The organism is Nocardia gipuzkoensis (genome assembly GCF_021183645.1).
GTDB lineage: Bacteria > Actinomycetota > Actinomycetes > Mycobacteriales > Mycobacteriaceae > Nocardia > Nocardia abscessus.
In genome coordinates this window covers 2230236-2250622 of record NZ_CP089225.1, presented here as the reverse complement: position 1 = coordinate 2250622, position 20387 = coordinate 2230236, and the positions used below count along the sequence as shown (strand labels likewise).

At 69.8% G+C, this 20387-nt stretch carries 13 protein-coding genes; 4 read left to right on the top strand and 9 right to left on the bottom strand.

Annotated elements, in window-relative coordinates:
• Positions 1-20: 20 nt before the first annotated feature.
• On the bottom strand, positions 21-1328 hold the full coding sequence (locus LTT66_RS10315) for an Hsp70 family protein (protein ID WP_233066257.1): 1308 nt from the start codon (positions 1326-1328) through the stop codon (positions 21-23).
• Positions 1329-1480: 152 nt separating this feature from the next.
• Positions 1481-2803: a UDP-glucose dehydrogenase family protein gene (locus LTT66_RS10310; protein ID WP_233066255.1), complete on the bottom strand. Its 1323-nt coding sequence runs from the start codon at positions 2801-2803 to the stop codon at positions 1481-1483.
• Positions 2804-2947: 144 nt separating this feature from the next.
• Here LTT66_RS10310 and LTT66_RS10305 point away from each other — a divergent pair, with 144 nt between their 5' ends.
• From LTT66_RS10305 to LTT66_RS10295, 3 genes are all read left to right on the top strand, one after another.
• On the top strand, positions 2948-3484 hold the full coding sequence (locus LTT66_RS10305) for a YdcF family protein (protein ID WP_233066253.1): 537 nt from the start codon (positions 2948-2950) through the stop codon (positions 3482-3484).
• 119 nt (positions 3485-3603) lie between these two features.
• Positions 3604-4833, top strand: a complete 1230-nt coding sequence (locus LTT66_RS10300; protein WP_233066252.1) for an acyl-CoA dehydrogenase family protein — start codon at positions 3604-3606, stop codon at positions 4831-4833.
• Positions 4833-5978, top strand: coding sequence for an acyl-CoA dehydrogenase family protein (locus tag LTT66_RS10295; protein ID WP_233066250.1), 1146 nt, complete (start codon positions 4833-4835; stop codon positions 5976-5978). The genes LTT66_RS10300 and LTT66_RS10295 overlap by 1 nt, the downstream gene beginning before the upstream one ends.
• A 374-nt stretch (positions 5979-6352) precedes the next feature.
• Here LTT66_RS10295 and LTT66_RS10290 read toward each other — a convergent pair whose 3' ends face one another.
• Complete coding sequence (locus tag LTT66_RS10290; RefSeq protein ID WP_233066248.1) at positions 6353-9490, bottom strand: (Fe-S)-binding protein; 3138 nt, start codon at positions 9488-9490, stop codon at positions 6353-6355.
• Between the two features lie 460 nt (positions 9491-9950).
• Between LTT66_RS10290 and LTT66_RS10285 the strand changes: the two genes are divergently transcribed.
• Positions 9951-10655 (top strand): hypothetical protein, encoded by a 705-nt coding sequence (locus LTT66_RS10285; RefSeq protein WP_233066246.1) that lies wholly within the window; start codon positions 9951-9953, stop codon positions 10653-10655.
• Positions 10656-10719: 64 nt separating this feature from the next.
• Here the strand turns inward: LTT66_RS10285 and LTT66_RS10280 are convergent, their stop codons facing one another.
• From LTT66_RS10280 to LTT66_RS10255, 6 genes are all read right to left on the bottom strand, one after another.
• Entirely contained in the window at positions 10720-11607 is an 888-nt protein-coding gene (locus LTT66_RS10280) for an NRDE family protein (RefSeq protein ID WP_233066244.1), read from the bottom strand.
• Positions 11608-11746: 139 nt separating this feature from the next.
• Positions 11747-13009, bottom strand: coding sequence for a S1 family peptidase (locus tag LTT66_RS10275; RefSeq protein WP_233066242.1), 1263 nt, complete (start codon positions 13007-13009; stop codon positions 11747-11749).
• Positions 13010-13183: 174 nt separating this feature from the next.
• Positions 13184-14542: a S1 family peptidase gene (locus LTT66_RS10270; protein WP_233066240.1), complete on the bottom strand. Its 1359-nt coding sequence runs from the start codon at positions 14540-14542 to the stop codon at positions 13184-13186.
• Between the two features lie 161 nt (positions 14543-14703).
• The gene (locus LTT66_RS10265) at positions 14704-15816 is read right to left on the bottom strand and encodes a hypothetical protein (RefSeq protein ID WP_233066238.1); all 1113 of its coding nucleotides are present in this window, start codon (positions 15814-15816) and stop codon (positions 14704-14706) included.
• Positions 15817-15862: 46 nt separating this feature from the next.
• Positions 15863-18451: a LuxR C-terminal-related transcriptional regulator gene (locus LTT66_RS10260; RefSeq protein WP_233066236.1), complete on the bottom strand. Its 2589-nt coding sequence runs from the start codon at positions 18449-18451 to the stop codon at positions 15863-15865.
• Entirely contained in the window at positions 18444-20207 is a 1764-nt protein-coding gene (locus LTT66_RS10255; protein ID WP_233066234.1) for an Hsp70 family protein, read from the bottom strand. Before LTT66_RS10255 ends, LTT66_RS10260 begins: the two co-directional genes overlap by 8 nt.
• Between the last annotated feature and the right edge of the window lie 180 nt (positions 20208-20387).

The window sequence follows — 20387 nt, the reverse complement described above, 5'->3', positions numbered from 1 at the left end:
CGCCCCGGGCATCTCGGACTTCAGCGTGGCGGTGGCGCGGGGAAGGGGAAGACCTCCGGTGGGATCGTGGGAACCACGATCGGCGGGAGGCCGGGTACCACAATGGTGTTCGGGCCGGGGGGCGGCGGCGTCTCGCTGGTGGTCTGCCGCCGGTTCGGCGGTGGCGCGGCGACCGACTCGTGCGCGGGCGACTCCGTCGTGCCGGGCGCGACCGCGACCTGCGGATCCAGACTGGTCGTGCGCGGCGTGGTGGTCGGCGATAACGACGGCGAGCCCTCACTGGTGTGCGAATCTCGTTCCAGCACCTGCGGTCCGTAGCCGAGGCCGAGCCCGATCGCGGCGACCACGGCCAGCGCGCTGACCGTCAGCACGGCGCCGCTGATCTCACGTTTACCGCGTTGCGCCGGCGCCGACAACCAAGCGGGCGACAGATCGTCGTCCAGCGCGGCGCTCGCGGCGGGGGCTTCCTTGCGGACCGGTCTGGCCAACAGGGCGGCGCCGCGCGCCATCACGGTTTCCGGGCTGTCCGGCACTACCACCGGCACGCCCATCCAGCGTTCGAGCACCTTGGCGACCAACGGGATCCGGGCGCAGCCTCCGATGGCCAGCACACCGTGCACCGGGCGGTCCGAGCGCACGATCACGTCACGCGCCATCCGCGCCGACGACTCGATCGCCAGCATGATGAGCGATTCGAAGTTCTCCTGCGCAAGCAGGACCAGCCCCTGCTCGCTGGGCAGCGCCACCGCGGTGTTGGTGGTCAGCTGTTCCTTGGCTTCCCGGCACAACGCGTCCAGAGCGGCAAGGCCGGCGGCGTTCGGGGGGTGGGCGATCCGCCCCGACGCGATCTGCTGCTCACGAATCAACGAGTCGAGATAGTCACCGCTGATGTCGCTGGTGCGCTCGCTGTGCCGTACTTCACGAGTCTGCGTGTCGACCACGCTCACCGTCAGGCCCGAGCTGCCGAGGTCATAGACGACCAGCGACGAGATACCCCGGATATCGCCCGTGGCCTGCGCGAACTCGAGTGCGGCCGCGACTTCGGGCACGAGTTCGTAATTGGTCACCTGCTGGCGGGCCAAGGCCGCGCGAATGGCGCGAGCATGCTGCTCACTGCGGTACGCGATCGCGGTGGCGCCGATCCCCGGCGTGGCTTCCAGGGTGACTCCGATGGCTTCGGCCGCCACTTCTTCCACACTCTGGTTGATGACCGGGATGGTCTGCAGATCGAAGGAATGCGGGGAGACATGCCCGTGGGGGTTACCGGCGTGTGGTCGCGCCATACGGACAGCGCCGGCCCCCACCGAAACTCCCAGTACCGAACTCATCAGCTGCCCATCTCGTTTCACACTTCACGACATGCGAGCCTGCGCCCTCCGCCGGCGGAGACCCGCTGGACGGACCCTACCGTCGGCGATCAGCTGTGCTTAAGGCAGGGACTGGTCGTCTGTCTGGCAGTAGCCCGCCTCGCTCCGCAACTCTACGGTGTACCGAGTCCCGCGTACACCCATCCGGCTGCTCTCCAAGTGGCACGATTGAGACAGTTCCGGCCGTCGATGATCGAGCGGGCGCGCACCACGCGGTCCAGGTCGCGAGGGCGCAAGGCGGTGAATTCGTCCCACTCGGTGAGGACGAGCACTACGTCGGCGCGCTCACACGCCTCGGCGACCGAGGTCGCGTAGTTCAGGGTGGGGAACACCCGGCGCGAATTCTCCAGTGCCTTGGGGTCGTACACGGTCACCACGGCCCCGTGCAGCTGGATCATGCCGGCCACGTTCAACGCGGGGGAGTCGCGGACGTCGTCGGATTCCGGTTTGAACGCCGCGCCGAGCACCGCGACATTGGCTCCGAGCAGCGAGCCGCCGCAGGCGCGGGCGGCCATGTCCACCACCTTCGCCCGGCGGCGCATGTTGATGTTGTCCACCTCGCGCAGGAAGGCGACAGCGTGGTCGGCGCCCAGTTCGCCGGAGCGGGCCATGAACGCGCGGATGTCCTTGGGCAGACATCCGCCGCCGAAACCCAGGCCGGCGTTGAGGAATCGGCGGCCGATCCGCGCGTCGTAGCCCAGGGCGTCGGCCAGCATGGTCACGTCGGCGCCGGTGGCTTCGCACACCTCCGACACCGCGTTGATGAACGATATCTTGGTCGCCAGAAAGGCATTGGCGGAGACCTTCACCAATTCGGCTGTGGCCAAGTCGGTCAGCAAGAACGGGACCTCGGCGGCGATGAGATCGGCGTAGATCTCGCGCACCAGATCCTCGACCCATCCGGCGGCCGCGCGCTCGCGGTCGACCCCGAGGACCAGCCGGTCCGGCCGCAACGTGTCCTTGACCGCCCAACCTTCCCGGAGGAATTCCGGATTCCAGGCCACCTCGATGTCGGTGGAACTGAGTGCGCGAGCGCGGGTTCCGAGCGCGGCCGCCGTGCCCACCGGAACCGTCGACTTGCCGATGATCACCGAGGGGCGCTCCAGCAGCGGGGCGAGGGTATCCACCACCGCGTGCACGTACTTCAGGTCGGCGGCGTACTCGCCCTTCTTCTGCGGGGTGCCCACACCGAGGAAATGCACGTCGGCGTGCGCGGCCGCCTCGGCGTAGGAGGTGGTGAACCGCAACCGGCCCGCGTCGAGGTTGCGACGCAGCACATCCTCGAGGCCCGGTTCGTAGAACGGCACCACTCCGTCGGACAGCTTCGCGACCTTGCCCGGGTCCACGTCCACGCCGATCACGTCGTGCCCGAGTTCGGCCATGCACGCCGCGTGCGTGGCCCCGAGATACCCGGTTCCGAAGACTGTGCATCGCATGATCGATTGGTAAGCCTCGCCGATGGCCACGCCACGTCAGCGAGGCAAGGGTCCGGGCAACAGCAGATGTACATGCGGCGACATAGCCGGAACGGGCGTGCTGACCTGGCGGAATGTTCGTGACGCCCGGCTAGCATCGACGTGGTGCGACGTCATCGGTGGGCTCTGACCGCGCTCGGCGCCGGTCTGGCGGTCGTCGTCGCCACGATCGCGCTGTGGCCGGTCTATGTGCGTCCGCGAACCGAGCCGCCCGCGCGGGCGGACGCCGTTCTCGTCCTGGGCGGGGCCCACGACGGACGCGAACAACTGGGTCTGCGGCTGGCGCACGACGGGTACGCGCCTCGCGTGGTGTTCTCCAACCCCTATGAGAACAGCCCCGTGCTCAACCGCATCTGCCACGGCGGCTACAGCTTCGAGGTCTTGTGCTTCGACCCGTCGCCGCGCACCACCCGGGGCGAGGGCCGCGAACTCGCCCGCCTCGCCCGCGCCCACAATTGGCGCCGAGTCATCGTCGTCACCTTCACCCCCCATATCTCCCGAGCCCGCTACATCCTGCGCAAGTGCTGGCACGGAGAGCTCCTCTTCGCCGACCCCGAACCCGACCTCTCCATCCCACGCTGGGCATACGACTACGCCTACCAATCCGTGGGCTACGCAAAAGCCCTCTTCGAGGATTGCTGAGCGGATCTGCGGGCGCGTGACGTCAGTTTGACTCGCTGAGAGAAGCGGCCGTACATTCTGTCTCGAGGTGGCGGGATGTTCGCCATCGAAGCAACGGTGCACACCCTCTGGGAGGGCAGATGGAATACGACTGGTCAGCGGGGGATCTGGCGTTCCGGGACGAGGTGCGTGAGTTCCTCGCCGCGAAGCTGACGCCGGAATTGCGGCGGGCCGGGCGCTTGGCGACGAGCGTGTATCCCGACCACGAGGCGAGCATGGAATGGCAGCACATCCTGCACGAGCGCGGCTGGGCGGCGCCCGCGTGGCCGGTGGAACACGGCGGATGCGACTGGAGCCTGACCCAGCACTACATCTTCCAGCGGGAATCGGCGCTGGCAGGCGCGCCCGCGCTGTCGCCGATGGGCATCAAGATGGTGGCGCCCGCGATCATCGCGTTCGGCACCGAGGAGCAGAAGGCGTTCTATCTGCCGCGCATCCTCACCGGCGAGGTCTTCTTCTGCCAGGGCTACTCCGAGCCGGAGGCCGGATCGGACCTGGCCGCGCTCAGCATGGCCGCCGTCGACGACGGCGAGGACTTCGTGTGCACCGGCAGCAAGATCTGGACCACCCACGCCACCGAGGCGAATTGGATCTTCTGTCTCGTGCGCACCTCACGCACCGGCAAGAAACAGCAGGGCATCACGTTCCTGCTGATCGACATGACCTCCCCGGGCATCGAGATCCGCCCGCTGGTGATGACCTCGGGCGAGCAGGTGCAGAACCAGGTCTTCTTCGACAACGTGCGGGTGCCCAAGGCCAACGTGCTCGGTCGGATCGATGACGGGTGGACCGTCGCGAAGTACTTGCTGGTGCACGAGCGCGGCGGCGCGGCGGCCCCGTGGCTGCAGGTCATGGCCCAGGACATCGCGAGCGCGGCGGCGCGGCAGCCGGGACCGGACGGCAATCCGCTGCTCGACGACCGCGCGTTCGCGGCGAAGCTGGCGGACCTGCGGATTCGCACCGAGGTCCTGGAGATCCTGGAATTTCGCACGATTTCCGCGATGGCGCAGGGCAAGAACGCCGGACCGGCGTCGTCCATGCTCAAGATCCTCGCCACCGAACTCAGCCAGAAGCTCACCGAACTGGCGCTGGAGGCGGCGGGTCCGAGCGGTCGGGTGTACCAGCCGCACGCCACGATGCCGGGCGGGCCGATCGCCCAGTTCGCGCCGCCTGCCGACGGTTATCACAGTGGCGCGGACTGGCAGGCCGTCGCTCCGCTGCGGTACTTCAACGACCGAGCGGGCTCGATCTACGCGGGCAGCAACGAGATTCAGCGAAACATCCTCGCCAAAGCAGCATTGGGGCTCTGATGGACTTCACGCTTACCGAGGAGCAGGAGATGCTCCGCTCCGCGATCGCCGGATACCTCGGCGCCCGCTACGACCTGGAGAAGAGCCGCGCCGCGGCGAAATCGGAGACCGGCTGGCAGCCCGCCGTCTGGCGCGGCTTCGCCGACGAGCTGGGCATTCTCGGCGCGACCCTGCCCGAGCGGGTGGACGGCACCGGCGGCGGTCCGGTCGAGCTCATGGTGATCGCCGAGGAACTCGGCCGGGCGCTGGTGGTCGAGCCGTTCGTCGACACGGTCGTGATCGGCGCCGGACTGCTCGAGCGTTCCGGTGGTGAACAGGCCGACGCCGTGCTGCGGCGGATCGTATCCGGCGACGCGCGCATCGCGTTCGCCGCGCTGGAGCCGACCTCCGGGTACGCGCTGCACGACGTGTCGACCACCGCCCGCCGGGACGGCGACGGCTGGGTGCTCGACGGCGCTAAAACCGTGGTGACCGGCGCTCCGCTGGCCACCCACCTGCTGATCACCGCACGAACCTCCGGCGAACGGCGGGACAAGGCGGGCATCTCGCTGTTCCTGGTCGAATTCGACGCGAGCGAGCTCCCGCCGGGCGTCGAAGCGCATTCCTACCGCACCATCGATGACCGCACGGCGTCCGATTTCGCGTTCACCGGGCTGCGCCTGCCCGCCGACGCGCTATTGGGCACGGAGTCCGACGGCTGGACCGTCATCGAGCCGACCATCGCTGAGGCGACCGCGGCGATCTGCGCCGAGGCGGTGGGCTGCATGCGGAAAGTGCTCGCCGACACCATCGACTACGCCAAGCAGCGCCAGCAGTTCGGTCAGCCGATCGGCAGTTTCCAGGTATTGCAGCACCGCATGGTCGACATGTACATCGAACTCGAACAGGCCATCGCGGCGGTGCATCTGGCCGTCCATTCGCTGGGCGCCCCAGCTGAGCAGCGGGCGCGCGCCGTGTCGGCGGCGAAGGTAACCGTCGCCAGGGCGGCGCGGTTCATCGGGCAGAACGCCGTCCAACTGCACGGCGCGATGGGCATGACCGAGGAGCTGGCGATCGGCCACTATTTCAAGCGGCTCACCGTGATCGAGCACGAATTCGGCTCGACCGACGAGCATCTCGCGCGGTACGCGGCCCTTACCAGGTAGTGCAGCCCCGCCCGCTGACTCGGTCCAGGTGGATCGGCCAGGGCGGCTCGTAGCGGCGCAGGACTCGATGCACCGTGCAGGAGCACCGGTGGTGGCCGTGTACGGCCCGCCGGTGCTGGAAACCATTCCGATAGGACGGCCGCGACGACCGCGCTCACCGCGCTGCCGACCACTTCGCGCCTGGGCGGGCCTGCCTCCCGGTCGGCGAACAGCAGAGGCGCGGTCCCGATCAGCATGGGAGCGGATGCGTCGATATCGGCCCTAGCGGCGATCCGGCGCGGATGGCCGCCCCACCCCTGTGGTGCGGCGAGCGGCACGGAAAACGAAAGCGCCCGGGTCCGAAAGGACCCGGGCGCTTATCGCTGGTGCCGCGTTCAGTTCTTCCGGCCCGGTGCCTTCGCACCGGACTTGAATCCGAGGCCGCCCGGCTTGGCGGCGGGCGGCGCGACCTCGGGCTTGCCGTTGCCGTTCACGCCGTTGGACTGCTCCGGTTCGGGCGCGGTTTGGGGCTGCGCCGCAGGAGTTTCGGCAGCGGGAGCCGCATCCGTCGTGGCCGGTTCGGCCGGGGCCGCTTTGCCGGGGGCCTTGGGGCCCGGCCGCTTGAAGCCGGACTTCATGGCCAGTCCCTTGGCGGGCACGGTCGGCTTCGTCTCGGTCGGCTGGGCGTTGGCCGGTTCCGCAGCCGCCTCGGCGGCGGGTGCTGCTTCGGCGGCCGGTGCCGTGGACGCTGCCGGAGCCTTGGCGCCCGGCGCCTTGGCCGCGCCCTTCATGGCGAGACCACCACCGGGCGCTTTCGCGCCGCCCTTCATACCCAGACCCTTGACCGGCTTGGCCTCGGGCGCTTCGGCAGCCGGAGCCTCGGCCGTGGATTCGGCGGCTGGGGCCGCGGCGGCCTTGGCGCCGGGAGCCTTCGCCGCGCCCTTCATCCCGAGACCACCGGGAGCCTTCGCCGGACCCTTCATGGCGAGACCCTTGACCGGAGCGGCAGGCGCCGAGCCGGCCTCGGCCTCCGCCGGTTCCGCGGCCGGAGCCTTCGCGCCGGGCGCCTTGGCGGCGCCCTTCATGCCGAGACCGCCTCCGCCGGGCGCCTTGGCGCCCTTCATAGCCAGACCGCCGCCACCGGGAGCTTTCGCCGGGCCCTTCATGGCCAGACCGCCACCGGTCGGCGCGGCCTTGGCCGGTGCGGGGGCCTCGGCGGCCGGGACCGGTTCGGGCTCCGGCTCGGGTTCCGCCACGGGCGCCTTCGGCTCCTGGATGACGGTCAGGTTCTCGGTCAGCACCGCGGGCTCGACGCGTTCGATGGCGTCCAGCATCAGCTGCGCGACGTCCACCACCTCGACGCCTTCGCCCTCGCCCTTCTCCTGGCGCGCGGTGACGCCGTCGGTGAGCATCACGCGGCAGAACGGGCAGCCGGTGGCGATTTTCCCAGGAGCGGAGCCTGCGGAGCGACCAGAAGGCGCGGCGAGGGTGCTCAATCCCTCTTCCACCCGGTCGATGTTGACGCGCTTGCCGAGCTGCTCTTCCATCCACATCCGCGCGCCACCGGCGCCACAGCACATGGATCGCTCGCCGTGGCGCGGCATCTCGACCAGGTTCGAGCCGGACGCGGCCATCAGCTCACGCGGCGCGTTGTAGATCTTGTTGTGCCTGCCCAGGTAGCAGGGGTCGTGGTAGGTGACGTTCTGCGACACCGAGGCCACCGGGATCAGCTGCTTCTGCCGCACCAGGCGGTTGAGCAGCTGGGTGTGGTGCACGACCTCGTAGCTGCCGCCGACCTGCGGGTATTCGTTGTTCAACGCGTTGAAGCAGTGCGCACAGGTGACGACGATCTTCTTCTTGCGATCCTCGACGCCTTCGAACACCGAGTTCAGCAGCTCGATGTTCTGCTGCGCCAGCTGCTGGAACAGGAACTCGTTGCCCGCGCGGCGAGCGGAGTCACCGGTGCAGGTCTCCTCCGCGCCGAGCACCATGAACTTCACGCCCGCGGTGGCCAGCAGCTCGGCGACCGCCTTGGTGGTCTTCTTGGCGCGGTCCTCGTAGGCGCCCGCGCAGCCGACCCAGAACAGGTACTCGTAGCCGTCGAAGCTGTCGGCATCCTGACCGAAGACCGGGATCTGGAAATCGAGCTCGTTGATCCAGTTGAGCCGGTCCTTGGCGTTCTGGCCCCAGGGGTTGCCCTTGTTCTCCAGGTTCTTGAACAGGCCCGCGAGCTCGGAGGGGAACTCCGACTCGATCAGCACCTGGTAGCGGCGCATGTCGATGATGTGGTCGACGTGCTCGATGTCCACCGGGCACTGCTCGACGCACGCGCCACAGGTGGTGCAGCTCCACAGCACCTCGGGATCGATGATGCCGTTGACCTCGGCGCCGCCGACCAGCGGCCGCTCGGCCTCGGCCCTGGCGGACTCGGCGATCTTGGCCAGCTTGGTTTCGTTCGGGTTGCCGTCGGCGTCGACCAGGCCGACTTCGTCGCCGCCCATGTCCTTGCGGCCACCCGCCAGCAGGTAGGGGGCCTTGGCGTAGCCGTGGTCGCGCAGCGACATGATCAGCAGCTTTGGCGACAGCGGCTTACCGGTGTTCCAGGCGGGGCACTGCGACTGGCAGCGACCGCATTCGGTGCAGGTGGTGAAGTCCAGCCAGCCCTTCCAGGTGAAGTCCTCGATCCGGCCCGCACCGAAGGTGTCGGTGTCCGGGTCGGCGGTCTCCATGTCGACCGGTTTGCCCTTGGACATCATCGGCCTGGCCGCGCCCAGCGCGACGCCGCCGTCTTCCTCACGCTTGAAGTAGATGTTCGGGAACGCCGAGAAGCGGTGCCAGGCCACGCCCCAGGTGACGTTGCGGCCGACGAAGTACAGGAACGCCATGCCGGACATGAGCTTCACGAAGGCGAACAGCGCGACCATCGTGGTGTTGGCGGGCAGCAGTTTGGCGACCTGCATGGTGAAGAAGTCGGTCGCCGGGTTCGCGTGGCCGTAGGCGGCGATCTTGCCCGCCTTCACCAAGATCATGCCGAGGCCCTCGAGCAGCACGATCGCTTCGATGACGTAGGCGGGCGCGAACTTGGAACCGCTGAATCGGGACAGCCGCTCCGGCAACCGCGGGTGGTTGAGCTGCCGCAGGACGATCAGCGTGAGGATGCCGACGACGGTGCCGATGCCCAGGATCTCGTCCCACAGGTGGTAGATCGCCGTGTTGCCGATCAGCGGCCAGTGGAACGCCGGGTCGAACGTCTGCCCGTAGGCCTCGAACCACAGCATCGCGCCGCCGAGGAAGCCGATCATCACCAGCCAGTGCGCCCAGCCGACGGTGCGGAATTTGTTCATGCGCGTGTGCGCGAGAAACTCCACGAGCATCTGCTTGAAGCGCGGGAAGAAGGGCCGCCAGCGGTCCGGCGCGGGCTGTCCGATCATGATGGCGCGCGCGATATTGCGGACGCCGCCGATGAACGACGCCCAACACAGAAGGCTGAGCGCCGCCCCAATCGTGCCCAGCGTCACTGTCAGGGCATTCATGTCGCGACCTTTCTTTAGAGGCACCCCGGGTGCGGCTGCGTTCGGCTACCGCCTCGGTTCGCTCGTATCCTAACCGGAGGTAAGTTACCCGCCAGTAACAACCATGTCCATCGTACGATCGGCTTTTGGGCTATAGCCCCATATGCTGGGGCTTGACCCCCTATTTGCCTGTGATCAATCTCACAGTAAATTCCTCCGATCCCGCTGGTGGGTGGCCGATCACCACCGTAAACGGCCAATCATTCCGTCCAGTCGGTAAGGATTGGCTTAGTCCCCATGGCTGATAAGGGATCTCGCTTAAAACGCGGCGTTCTATTAGGCTCACGACGTTCTGTTAGCTGCGACCGTCTTCACACTGCTCGGGGAGGATCCGGAGCCGACCACCCGGATTTGCTGGATAGAGCTCTCGCGTGCTGAGGACCAGCGGCAACGTACGACCTGATGATGGATTGGAAACTGAATGAAATTCCGTAGAACCACCGCGGCGGCCGCGATGGTCATCGGTGCGATGACCATCGGACTCGGTACCGCCCATGCCGATGCCGAGCCGGCCGCCGACCCCATCCGGTACTCGGTGAAGCTGGTGGAGAAGACCGTCGTGACGACGCTCAAGGGGGGCACGTTCGAACTGGCGAAGTCCTCCGAGGACGTCAAGGAAGACGACGTCTACAAGATCAAGGATTCGCAGGGCAACGAGGTGCTGACGTTGCCGATCGCCTTCAAGGTCGCCGACACCGTCGTCCCGGTGAAGCCGGTCGTGAAGGAAGACGCCACGGTCCTCGAGCTCACGCCTGACCAGAACGTCAACGTTCCCAAGGACAAGCCGGCGACCACGGTCAACGTCGTCGCGCAGCCGATCGCCTCGCCGATCGAGAACCAGCGCGCGCAGAACGAGTTCGCCAGCCAGTTCGGTATCGCGACCGCGGTCGGCGGCTTCCTCGGCACCGCCGTCGGTGTCATCGGCGGTGCGGTGATCGGCTGCATCCTCGGCCTCCCGTTCCTCGGCGTCGGCTGCATCCCGGCCGCGATCGCGGGCGCGGGTATCGGCGGCATCCTCGGCACCGTGGCCGTCGGTGGCCCGATGCTGGCCGTCGCGGGCATCGACCTGATCAACACGCTGCAGGCGCCGGAAGGCACCACGAAGTGGGCGGACAAGCCGAAGTAAGGCTTCGACCCGCTCGTCAGATCATCGGCGGCCCGCTCTCCTCGGAGGGCGGGCCGCCGTTCGTTTACCCGGTGAGATCGAGCAGGCCGCGCACGACGATCTCACCCAGCTCCTCGCCCAGCCTGCCGAACGAGCGCTCGACCATCTCGAACGCACCGTCCTCGCGGACGACCAGCACCGTGCTCGCTCTGGTGCCGTGCACGGTGTGCGCGATGAACCTCGCCGAGAGCGCCCGCTCCATGTCGTCCGGAACCCCGGTCCGCGGCAACAGCTCGTCGGGGGCTTCGGTGCGGTCGGCCAGAACCTCGAAGTAGCGGTCCACCGCGCCGGGCTCGGTCCGCACAACCTCGCGCAGTTGCGCCACCCCGGCCCGTACTTTGGGCCAGATCGGCGCTGGCGCGGTCAAATTCGCTTCCGCCAGGGCAGGAGGTCCGGACGTGACGAACGTGCCGTTGGAGAGGCCGTGGAAGCCCGGAGGCAACTCGCTCGGTTCGGCGGCGCTGCGATTGGAATGCCACCACAGCGTGCGCAGGTCGGAGACCACCAGGTTGTAGCCGTTGTAGTCGTCGGGCGCGGTGGCGACGTCGAGGACGTACTTCTCCGGCCCGGGGAACTCGCTTGCCGGGGCGCGGTCGGAGGCCCCGCGCAGGAAGTCCATCAGCAGCGCGCCCCTGGAACGAGCGTCGACGCGTTGATCGGCGGGATTGCGCACATTCGTGACCGCGGCGAAGCGATTGTCGCCGTGCGGGTGGGTGCTCAGCCCCAGCCAGGTGCCGGGAGGCTCGCCCGCGGCACGGCCGACGGCGCCGGTATCGCGTCCGGCCAGCAGACCGGGCGCTTCCGGCCACCAGCGCATGGACTCGGTCGGCCGGGTGTAGAACTCGTCCCGGTTGGCCGCCACGATCAACCGGTACTCCGGGTGTGCGCGCCAGCCGATCAACACCAAACACATGCCGACCAGCATGCCGGACCGGTACCGCCCCGCATGCGGCGTTTCCCGCGCAGGGGGCCGCGTAAGGGCAGTGGAAAAGCCCCTGAGACGGCGAAAAGGCCGACAGCTCAGCGGCTGCCGGCCTTTCGCGTTCCTGCTGTCAGTTGGTGCGTACGCGCAGCCCCGGGTTGTCGGAGAGCACCACGTGCACCGGCTGCGCGAACAGCTGTGGCACGTTACCCGTCAGAGCGCCGATCAGATTCGGGATCTCGCAGATCGGGTAGTCCGCGACCGACGACGCGCTGGAGATGCCGAGCGCCAGGCGGCCGGTGACGATCGGGCCGCCGCTGTCGCCGGGCAGCGCGCAGATGTTGGCGGAGAAGCTCTGGGTGAGTTCCCGGTCGCCGACCTGCACGGTCTGGTCGACGGCGTTGACCACGCCGCAGCTGAAGCCGGTGCGCGCACCGGACTTGCACACCGGAGCGCCGACGACCGGGGTCGCCACGCCGTCGACCGCGATCGGAGCCGCGCCGGGCGCCCGGACGCCGTTGTTGGCGAAGCGGTCCTTGGCCTGGTCGTTGACCCGGATGATCGAGTAGTCCTGCTCGCCGAGCACCGACTTCTGGAAGACGCCGAGCTGCGCGCCGAGGCGCTCGCCGTTCATCTCGTAGACGCCGGCGGCGTTGCCGCTGCCCGCGGAGGGGATGTCGGGGTTGCAGTGGCCCGCGGTGATGTTCACCGTGTTGCCGTTGCGGTCGGTGCCGTTGAAGCCGAGCGAGCAACGCAGCGAGCTGCGTCCGGCGACCGAGGCGTAGCCGTCGCCGCCCGCGAGGGCGCCGCGCGCCTCACCGGCGATCTCACCGGCCTGCAGGGTGCCCTGCTCGCCCGCCACCGGCGGGGCCATCACGATGACGCGCGCCGGGTCGATGAAGTTCGGCATCGGCAGGCCCGCCTGGTCGACGCGCACCGCGATCGCGTTGTTCACGGTGTCCACCACCGCGCCGCGCACCAGCGACCGCACCGCCTCGGGCTGGCCCTCCAGCCACCGTTCGAAGGCGCTCTTCTCGCCACGCAGGGCCGCTTCGCTCTTGGCGACGTTGCGGACCTCGAAACCGGCCGACTCGGCGGCCTTCTTCGCCTCCTCGGCGCCGGGGCCCTGAGCCAGCGCCACGACCGCCTTGCCCGCGTCGTCCAGCCAGGAGCCGGCGAACACGGACGGGTACTGCCGCTGAGCGCTGGTGGCGAACGCGGCCACCTGCTGCGCCAGCTCCGCGCGGTGCAGGTACTCGTCGGGCGAGATCTTCAGATCGCGGGTCACCGCTGCGACCAACTCGGCGGGGAGGCCGGGAGCCTGATCGGGTTCCGCCGTCGCTACTGCTGCCGTGGGCCCGAACAGCAGTATCGCCGCCGAGGCGGCGATCACTGTTTTTCGGATTCCGGTCTGTCGCGCAGCTGATCGAAGAGGACCTATACGTGGCAGGAGCATGAGCAGACTATATGGGGTTTGGCGCGGTATGCCTACTCATCTGGCGGTTCTCGACTCCCTCATAGCCCGTCGACCGTGGATATGTGGATCACCACATCTTCGGGCGCGCGCTCAGCTCGCGTTCGGCCAGGTGCGCACGGCGATGCCGCTGCCGATCCCGCCGCCGGAGGAGGCGTCGACATCGGCCAGGATCGCCCGGATCGGGATGCCCAGCGAAGCGGTGCCGCCGTACTGGGCGAGGGCGATATTGGCCTCGTTGCAGTTCGGCGCGTCCGCGGCGTTGGAACCGCTGGTGATGCCCAGCGCCAGCGTGCCGGACACGATCGCGCCGCCGCTGTCGCCGCCGAGCGTGCAAGCCGAGCTGGCGAACCCGCGCACGGTCTTGCTCTCGCCCTCGGCGGTGAAGAGCTGGGTCTCCACCCGGTCGGCCACGACGAAGCCGCAGGTGAAGGTGGACGACTGGCCGGACTTGCAGACCGGGGCGCCGGTGATCGGGTCGGCGGTGCCGGTGATCGCCAGCGTGGTGCCGTTGGCGCCGCGCACCGAGGGCTTGTCCATGCCCGCACGCACCGCGCGCTCGTTCAGCTTGATCACCGAGTAGTCCAGCGCGGACTGCCCGCCCAGCGAGGCGCGCACGAAGGTGCCCAGCTCCGGGCTGGCCGGGATGTCCCGGACGTTGGGCAGGTAGACGCCGGCCTCCTGGTTGCCCTTGCCCAGGTTCGGATCGCAATGACCCGCACTGATGTTCAGCGCGTTGCCGGACGCGTCGATGCTGTTGAACCCGAACGAGCACACGTCGACAGCGCGCAGCGACGAGTCGGAGAGCGGGCCGGGCGCGCTGATGTAGGTGTCGCCGCCCATCGGCCTGCGCTCGACCGGGCCTCCGCTGTTCGGCGCCAGGATGACCTTGATGTTCGCCAGCAGGGTCGGCAGGTTGAGCATGTGACCCGCGGGGGTGTTGGCGACGCTGAGCACCAGCTGACTGTTCAGGAAGTCGATGGCCACGGAGTTGATCGCCTGCGAGATCTCGCGTGGCAAGCCGGTGACCCATTGGTTGAGCTGCACCAGCGAGGTCTCCAGACTGTCCGCCGACACCGGGGCGAGCCTGGTCTGGTAACCGTCGGCCGCGGCGATCTTGGCGGCGTCCAGCGAGGTGACCGCGACGACGGGCTTGCCGTCGGCGCCGATCCAGGCGCCCGCGTAGGAATCCGGTCGCTCCGAACGGAAGTCGCGCGCATAGTCGCGCAGCTGCTGGGCGCGCGCGGCGCGGTCGAGGTATTCCGTCGGGGTCATCTGCAGATCCCGCGCGATGGCCTGCACCAATTCCGGTGGCAGGGTGTCCGCGCCGAGCTGTGCGGGCGCGTCCGGGACCGCCGCCGCGGTCGTCGTGCCGAACAAGGGAGCCAGGAGAACGGTCGAAGCGATGGCGACAGCCTTGACCGCGGCGCGACGCGCCACCAACTTGCGCATGAAGTCCCTTCGTCGGCACGCACGTGCCAGCTAAATCCGTGGCCACGGGCAGAATCCGTTGGCGCACAGCCTTCGTCCTGCAACCGACCGGCGAGGAAATTCATCCGACAACCCGGTCAGCGCAACACTCTAGGCCACAAACCCGGGAAGGGCGCTACTAATCACCGACTACTCGGTATTCCCATTCCGGGGATGGTCGGTATCTGCGGTAGCTGCGGGAACGGGTATCCGGTTGTCGTCGTGCCGCGCACTGTCGAAGAACGCGTGGTGGTGGGCGGCGTCGTGGTGGTCGGCGGCTCGCTGGTCGGCGGGGGCGGCGTGGTGGTCTCCGGCGTGGTGGTCTCGGTGATCACCACCGGCGGCTCGGGTGGCTCGGCGGTGGTGGGCGTCGTGGCGGACGTGACCGGCGGCAGGGGCGGAGCGGGGACCGACGTCTGCTCGGACTGCGCGTCGGGCAGCGGCGGCACCGGCGTGTCGCCGCTGTCGCGGAACAGCAGGGCCACCACGATGCCGCCGAGCGCCAACCCGATCAGGGCGGCGCCCGCGATCAGCAACGGCATACGTCTCGGCTGTTGGGCGGGAACCGCTGCCCGCGTTGGTTTCTCGGACGGCTCGGGTTCGGCGGCCACGGCCCCGATCGGCTCGGCGATCGGGAAGGCCGCCGAGTACGCCTGCGGCTGCGCCTCGGTGCTCGGCACCGCCGGGATGACGATGGTGTCGACCGTCGAGTTCTCCGCGGTGGACGGGTCCGGCGGGGTGGCGCCCGCGGGTGTGGCGAGCACGGCCGCCAGCGCGCCGCGGGCGGCGTCGTAGGCGAACGAGTCACCGCCCGCGCCGGTTTCGGCGCTGGGCAGCTCGCCCTCGCTGACCAGCAGCACCGAGCGCAGACCGAGGTAGTCCAGCGCGTCACGCAGCGACCGCACGTGCTCGGCGGTCCACTCGGCCGGATGCGTCGCGTAGAACTCGGCCGGACCGCTGAGATGCTCGGCGGCCAGGTTGATCAAGCAGAACAGGGCGGTCGCGACGAGGTCTTCGGCGCGGTACGCCTCGCCGTCGTCGACCGAGATGCCCGCCGGGTCACCGACCGCGGGCACGAATCCGGTGATCGAATGCGCGTGCCCGGCCGACGCCGGGCCACCCAATTCGGCGTCACCGTCTTCGGACATGTGCAGGATCGACTCCCGGACGATGTACCGCGGTTCCTCGTCGCCATCGGTGACGATCACCGCAGTGCACGCGTCCTCGGCGACGCGCAGGCCAACCCCAGTGGCCATCTCACCTACCTCGCTTCGGGGCTCCCGCCGACGGAACCGCACCCGGTCACACCAGAAGCGAGCCGTGTCCCATGGCGCGGAGCATCGACAATAACTCCGAACGGGAACGGGCACCGACCCGGCGTCGAATGCGGGCCACGTGGTGCTCGACCGTCTTCGCGGAAATGTACAGGCGCGCACCGATCTCGCGATAGGTGAGCCCGAGCAGAACCAGCTCGGCGACTTCGCGTTCCCGTTCGCTGAGGATCGCGGCCTGCGGCGGCGCGGGCGTCGGCGGGGGAGCGTCGCCGTTGTGCGAGACCGGTGTGGACGGCCGGGCTTGCGGCTCCTGCGGCCGGGCGTCGGCGCGGACGGTGCGGGCCAGTTTGAGCAGCGCGGTGGCGGTGGTGGAATCGGCCGCGGCGAGCGCCGCCTCGCTGGCCAGCCGGGCGCCGTCCCAGGTCATGCCGATCTCGGTGAGGGCGGCGACCGCCGCGTGCACCGGCGCGGTCGCGACTTGGCCGCGCAGTACGAGCACCCAGGTGCGGCCCGCGTCGGCGAGCACGGCGGCGTGCCGGTCACCCGCTTCCGCCGCCGCTTTCAGTGCTCGCGCGTGCGGCAGCAGTTCCTCGGGGCTCTCGTGCGCGATAGCGGCCTGCACGCCGTACCAGTGGAAGGCATTGGACCAGGCGGGCGGGTCGTTCAACCGGCGCAGCAGCGCGAGCGCGGCGTCCACCAGCGGCGCGATCCGCCGTTCGTCCCGCATCCGGATACCGGCCAGCCACAGCTCGCCGATCGGCAGCAGCGCGAGCAGGTCGGCCTGCACGTCGTCGAACAGCGGATACGCCGCCTGCCACGCGCGGGCCAGCGCGGTGTGATCACCGCTGCGCCTGGCCAGGCCCACCGCGACACCGTGGGCGAGCAGCCGGTCGCGAACGTCGAGTCGGTCGTGATCCAGCGCGGCCACCGTGGCCGCGGCGGCGCGCTCGTCGCCGCCGAGCATCGCCGTCCAGGCCGCCAGCACGTCGAGCTGGTGGCAGCGCAGCCCACTCGCGGTGGCTCGCCGCAACGCGTCCTGGGCGCGGCGCGGCTCACCGGTGGCGAGTGAGAGCAGCGTGGCGATGGAGGCCGCCGTGCAGGGCAGGAAACGGTCCACGCCCGCGTCCGCGTGCGCGGCCTGCACCAGCGCCGACACCGCCGCCGCGGTGCTGTTGCCCGGTGCGATGGTGTCCGCGAGCGCGGTCGCGATCACCCGCGCGTGCGCCCCCGCCTCGGTAGGGGGCCATTGCGTCGACGAGGACGACATCTCCCCGGCGCCTGCCACGTCACCCGCCAGGCACAGCACCGTGGCGCCGACCGCCCAGTCCGGGCCCACCCGGTCGTCGCCGAGCCAGGTGTACAGCTGCGCCGCGCGCCCCACCAGCCCCCGGCGGGTGAGCACCGCGGCGCAGATCCGCACGGCTGTCGCGAGCTCGGCGCCGGTGCTGCCCGCACGCGCCAGCATCGGCTCTGCCAGCCGCATGGCGGTGTCGCCGTCGCCGGTCCGCGCGGCCGCCTCGGCCCAGCGCAGCGCGATCGGATCGAGTTCCGCCCCCGCGGCGGCCGCGGCGGCGTAATAGCGAACCGCTTCGCGACCGGCCTGCTCCGCGGCGGTGATGAGGAAGTCGGCCAGACGCGGGTCGCGGACACCGGACTCGGCCAACTGCAGCGCGGTGCGGTCGCGCAGCAGGCCCGCCTCCAGCCGGGCGCCGAGCAACCGGCGCTCGACCGCGACGAACCTGCGGTCGCCGAGCAGCGTGCGCAGCGGGGCGACGGCGGGTTCGAGCAGCAGGTCGGCATCGGTCACCAGGGCACTGGCCCTCGCGCGGTCGATGAGATCTTGCGCGACGCTCTGCTCCATGCCGAGCACCTCGGTGAGCTCGGTGGAATCCAGACCCGTTCCCGTGGTGGCGACGACCAGGGTCTCCAGCAGGTCGGGCTCGAGGTTGTCCAGCAACCCGCGCGCCCACGCCGCGACGGCCGTATCGACCGCCGCGATGCCCGCGTCCAGCCGCGCCGAGCAGGCCGCCGTGAGCGCCGCCACCACGCCACCGCGGATACCCGCGGTCTGCACGTGGATGTGCTGAGCGACCTGGCGCGGCACCATCATGCCCAGCTCCCTGGCGAACGGCGCGATATCCGCGACGCCGAGCGGGCGCAGGTCCACGACGCGACCGCGCCGGGCGACCGCCTCCGCGAGCATCCGCAGCCGCGCGTCGTGCGGGCGCGGCTGTGCGGCGACCACCACGGTGCGGTGCCCGGATTCCACGGCGGCGCACAGGTATTCCAGATCGAGCCGGCCGAGCGTGTGAGCGTTGTCGATGATCAGGGCCGGGCGGGCGGTGTCGGTCGTCACGCTTGCCGTGGGGCCGGCGATCGGCGTGCGGGTCGCCGGGTGCGAGCCGTTGCGCGCGTGCGCGTGCTGGAGGGCGGCGGTGTCGTCCTGCAGTGGGATGCCCCGGGCGCGCAGACGAGCCCGGATCTCCGCGAGCAGGGTCGACTTGCCGGTCTGGGAGCGGCCGCGGATGAGGTAGACCACCGGCTGGTCGTCGGCGGCGTCCAGCTCGCGGAAGATGTCGCGGGCGCACGGGAGAGTGTCGAAGGCGGTATCAGCCACCGGAGCCTCCCAAGATCTCCCCGGGAGCGCGCAGCACCGTGCCGAGCGTGTCGCCGAGCACGCCGGTCGGCAGGCTCGGCGCGGTCGGCGGCGTGGGGCGCGGCTGCTGCTGAGTGGGGGGCGACGGGTTGGTCGGCGCCGGTGCGGGCGCAGGTGCGGGCTGCGGCTGGGGCGCGGGTTGCGGCGCCGGGGAGTCCGCCTGCGCGGGGGCGGGTTGATCGGGGCTCGGCTCGCTGTTCACCACGGCCACGGTGGTGCCCTGGGCCGGAGACGAGGGCGAGCCTGCTCCAGGCGCCTCGGTTTTCGGTCGGCCGGTGGAGCCGGCGGAGTTCGTGGCGGCGACCCCGGACGGCGCGGACGGATCGCCCGTCTGTGCTCCGGTCGTCGCGGCGACCTGTGCGGCGCCGGTCGGGGACTGTTGGGTCGAGGCGGGACTGCTCGGGCCGGATTGGATGCCGGTGCCGATGGCGACGGTTCCGGTGGTCAGCAGGCCGATGGCCACCGCGACGCCCGCCACCACAGCGATACGCCGCCTGCTGGTCGGCGCGCGACGGCGTGCGGGGCGGTCCTCGCGCAAGGCCACCAGGTCCGCTGAGGGGAGCGCTCTGGGCTGCGGCACGGTCTCGTCCTCGACGCCCGGGTCGACCATGGGGAGCTGATCGGTCTCGGCGGCGAGCAGGTCGGCGGCCAGCAGCGCGGCGCCGCGTGCCGTGGTGTGCTCCGGGTCGGGAGCCGCCACGACGGGCAAGCCGAACTCGGAGGAGATCAATTCGGCGACCAGCGGGATGGCGCCGCCGCCACCGGTCAGCAGGACCCGGCCGACATCGCCGATGTCCAGACCCGCCCGGTGCACCGCGTCGCGGATCAGGTCCATCGAACTCAACAGCGGTCCGCGCAGCAGGTCTTCCAGTTCGCCGCGCACCAGCCGCACCGTGCTGCCGTGCGGATCCGCGGGGTCGACCCGGACCGGAACAACCGTCGCGGTATTTATGGAAAGCTCTTCTTTCGCTTTTCTGCAGCGCTCCCGCAAAGCCGATAATTCGCGTTCCACCACCGGATCGAACGGATCGAAATCCGCGGCGAGCACGGCATTTGCCAGGACATAGCGCATGGTCAGCAGATCGAATTCCGCTCCGGCGACCTCGGCGTTGCGCAGCGGCGTGCCCAGCAGGCTGGCGTGCTCGCCGGTGCGCACCACCGAGACGGTCGAGCCGCTCGCCCCGAGGTCGAAGACGATCACCGCGCCGTCATCGGTCCTGCCGTGCGCGGCGTCGAGCCAGCGGATCGCGGCGGTCGGCTCCGGGACCAGGGTCACCTCGCCGAGTCCGGCCCGCTCGAGGGCATCGCGCTGAATGTCGACGGTGTGCCGCGACCACCACGCCGGGTGGCAGGCGACCATCGCCCGGGTGGCGTCTTGTCCTGTCTCGGCGGCGATCTCGTCGACCAGGCAGCCGATCGCGGTGGCCACCAGGTCGGGCGCGGAATACGAGGAGCCGTCCTCGGCGAAGATGCCGACCGGGTCGCCGACCCGGGCGAGGAAGCCCTCCAGCAGGACGTCGCTGGAATGGCGGCCGGTGGCGCGAGCGCCCGCGCCGAGCGTGGGCGCCATGTCTTCCGACAGCCGCAACACGCTCGGATGCGAGCGTAGGTAGCCGCCGCCGGACGGGCCGATGCCGTCGTCGCCCTCTTCCGTAGCCGCCACGGCGACCGAATTCGACGTCCCGACAGTGATGCCGAGCGCCAGGCGCTGTGTCATTCAGAACCCCGTTCGAAAAGCTGTCTGGTCCGGTGTCGCTGCTGTGTATCCGAGATGGTGCGCTGGGCGTTGTAGTTGCCGACGCAACCGTTCTGTCGGTTGCTGGCCATCAGCCGTTACCTCGTTAGGGGATCGTTTAGGGAAATTCCCCTAATTACGCTCCCGCCCCTATCGAGTGCC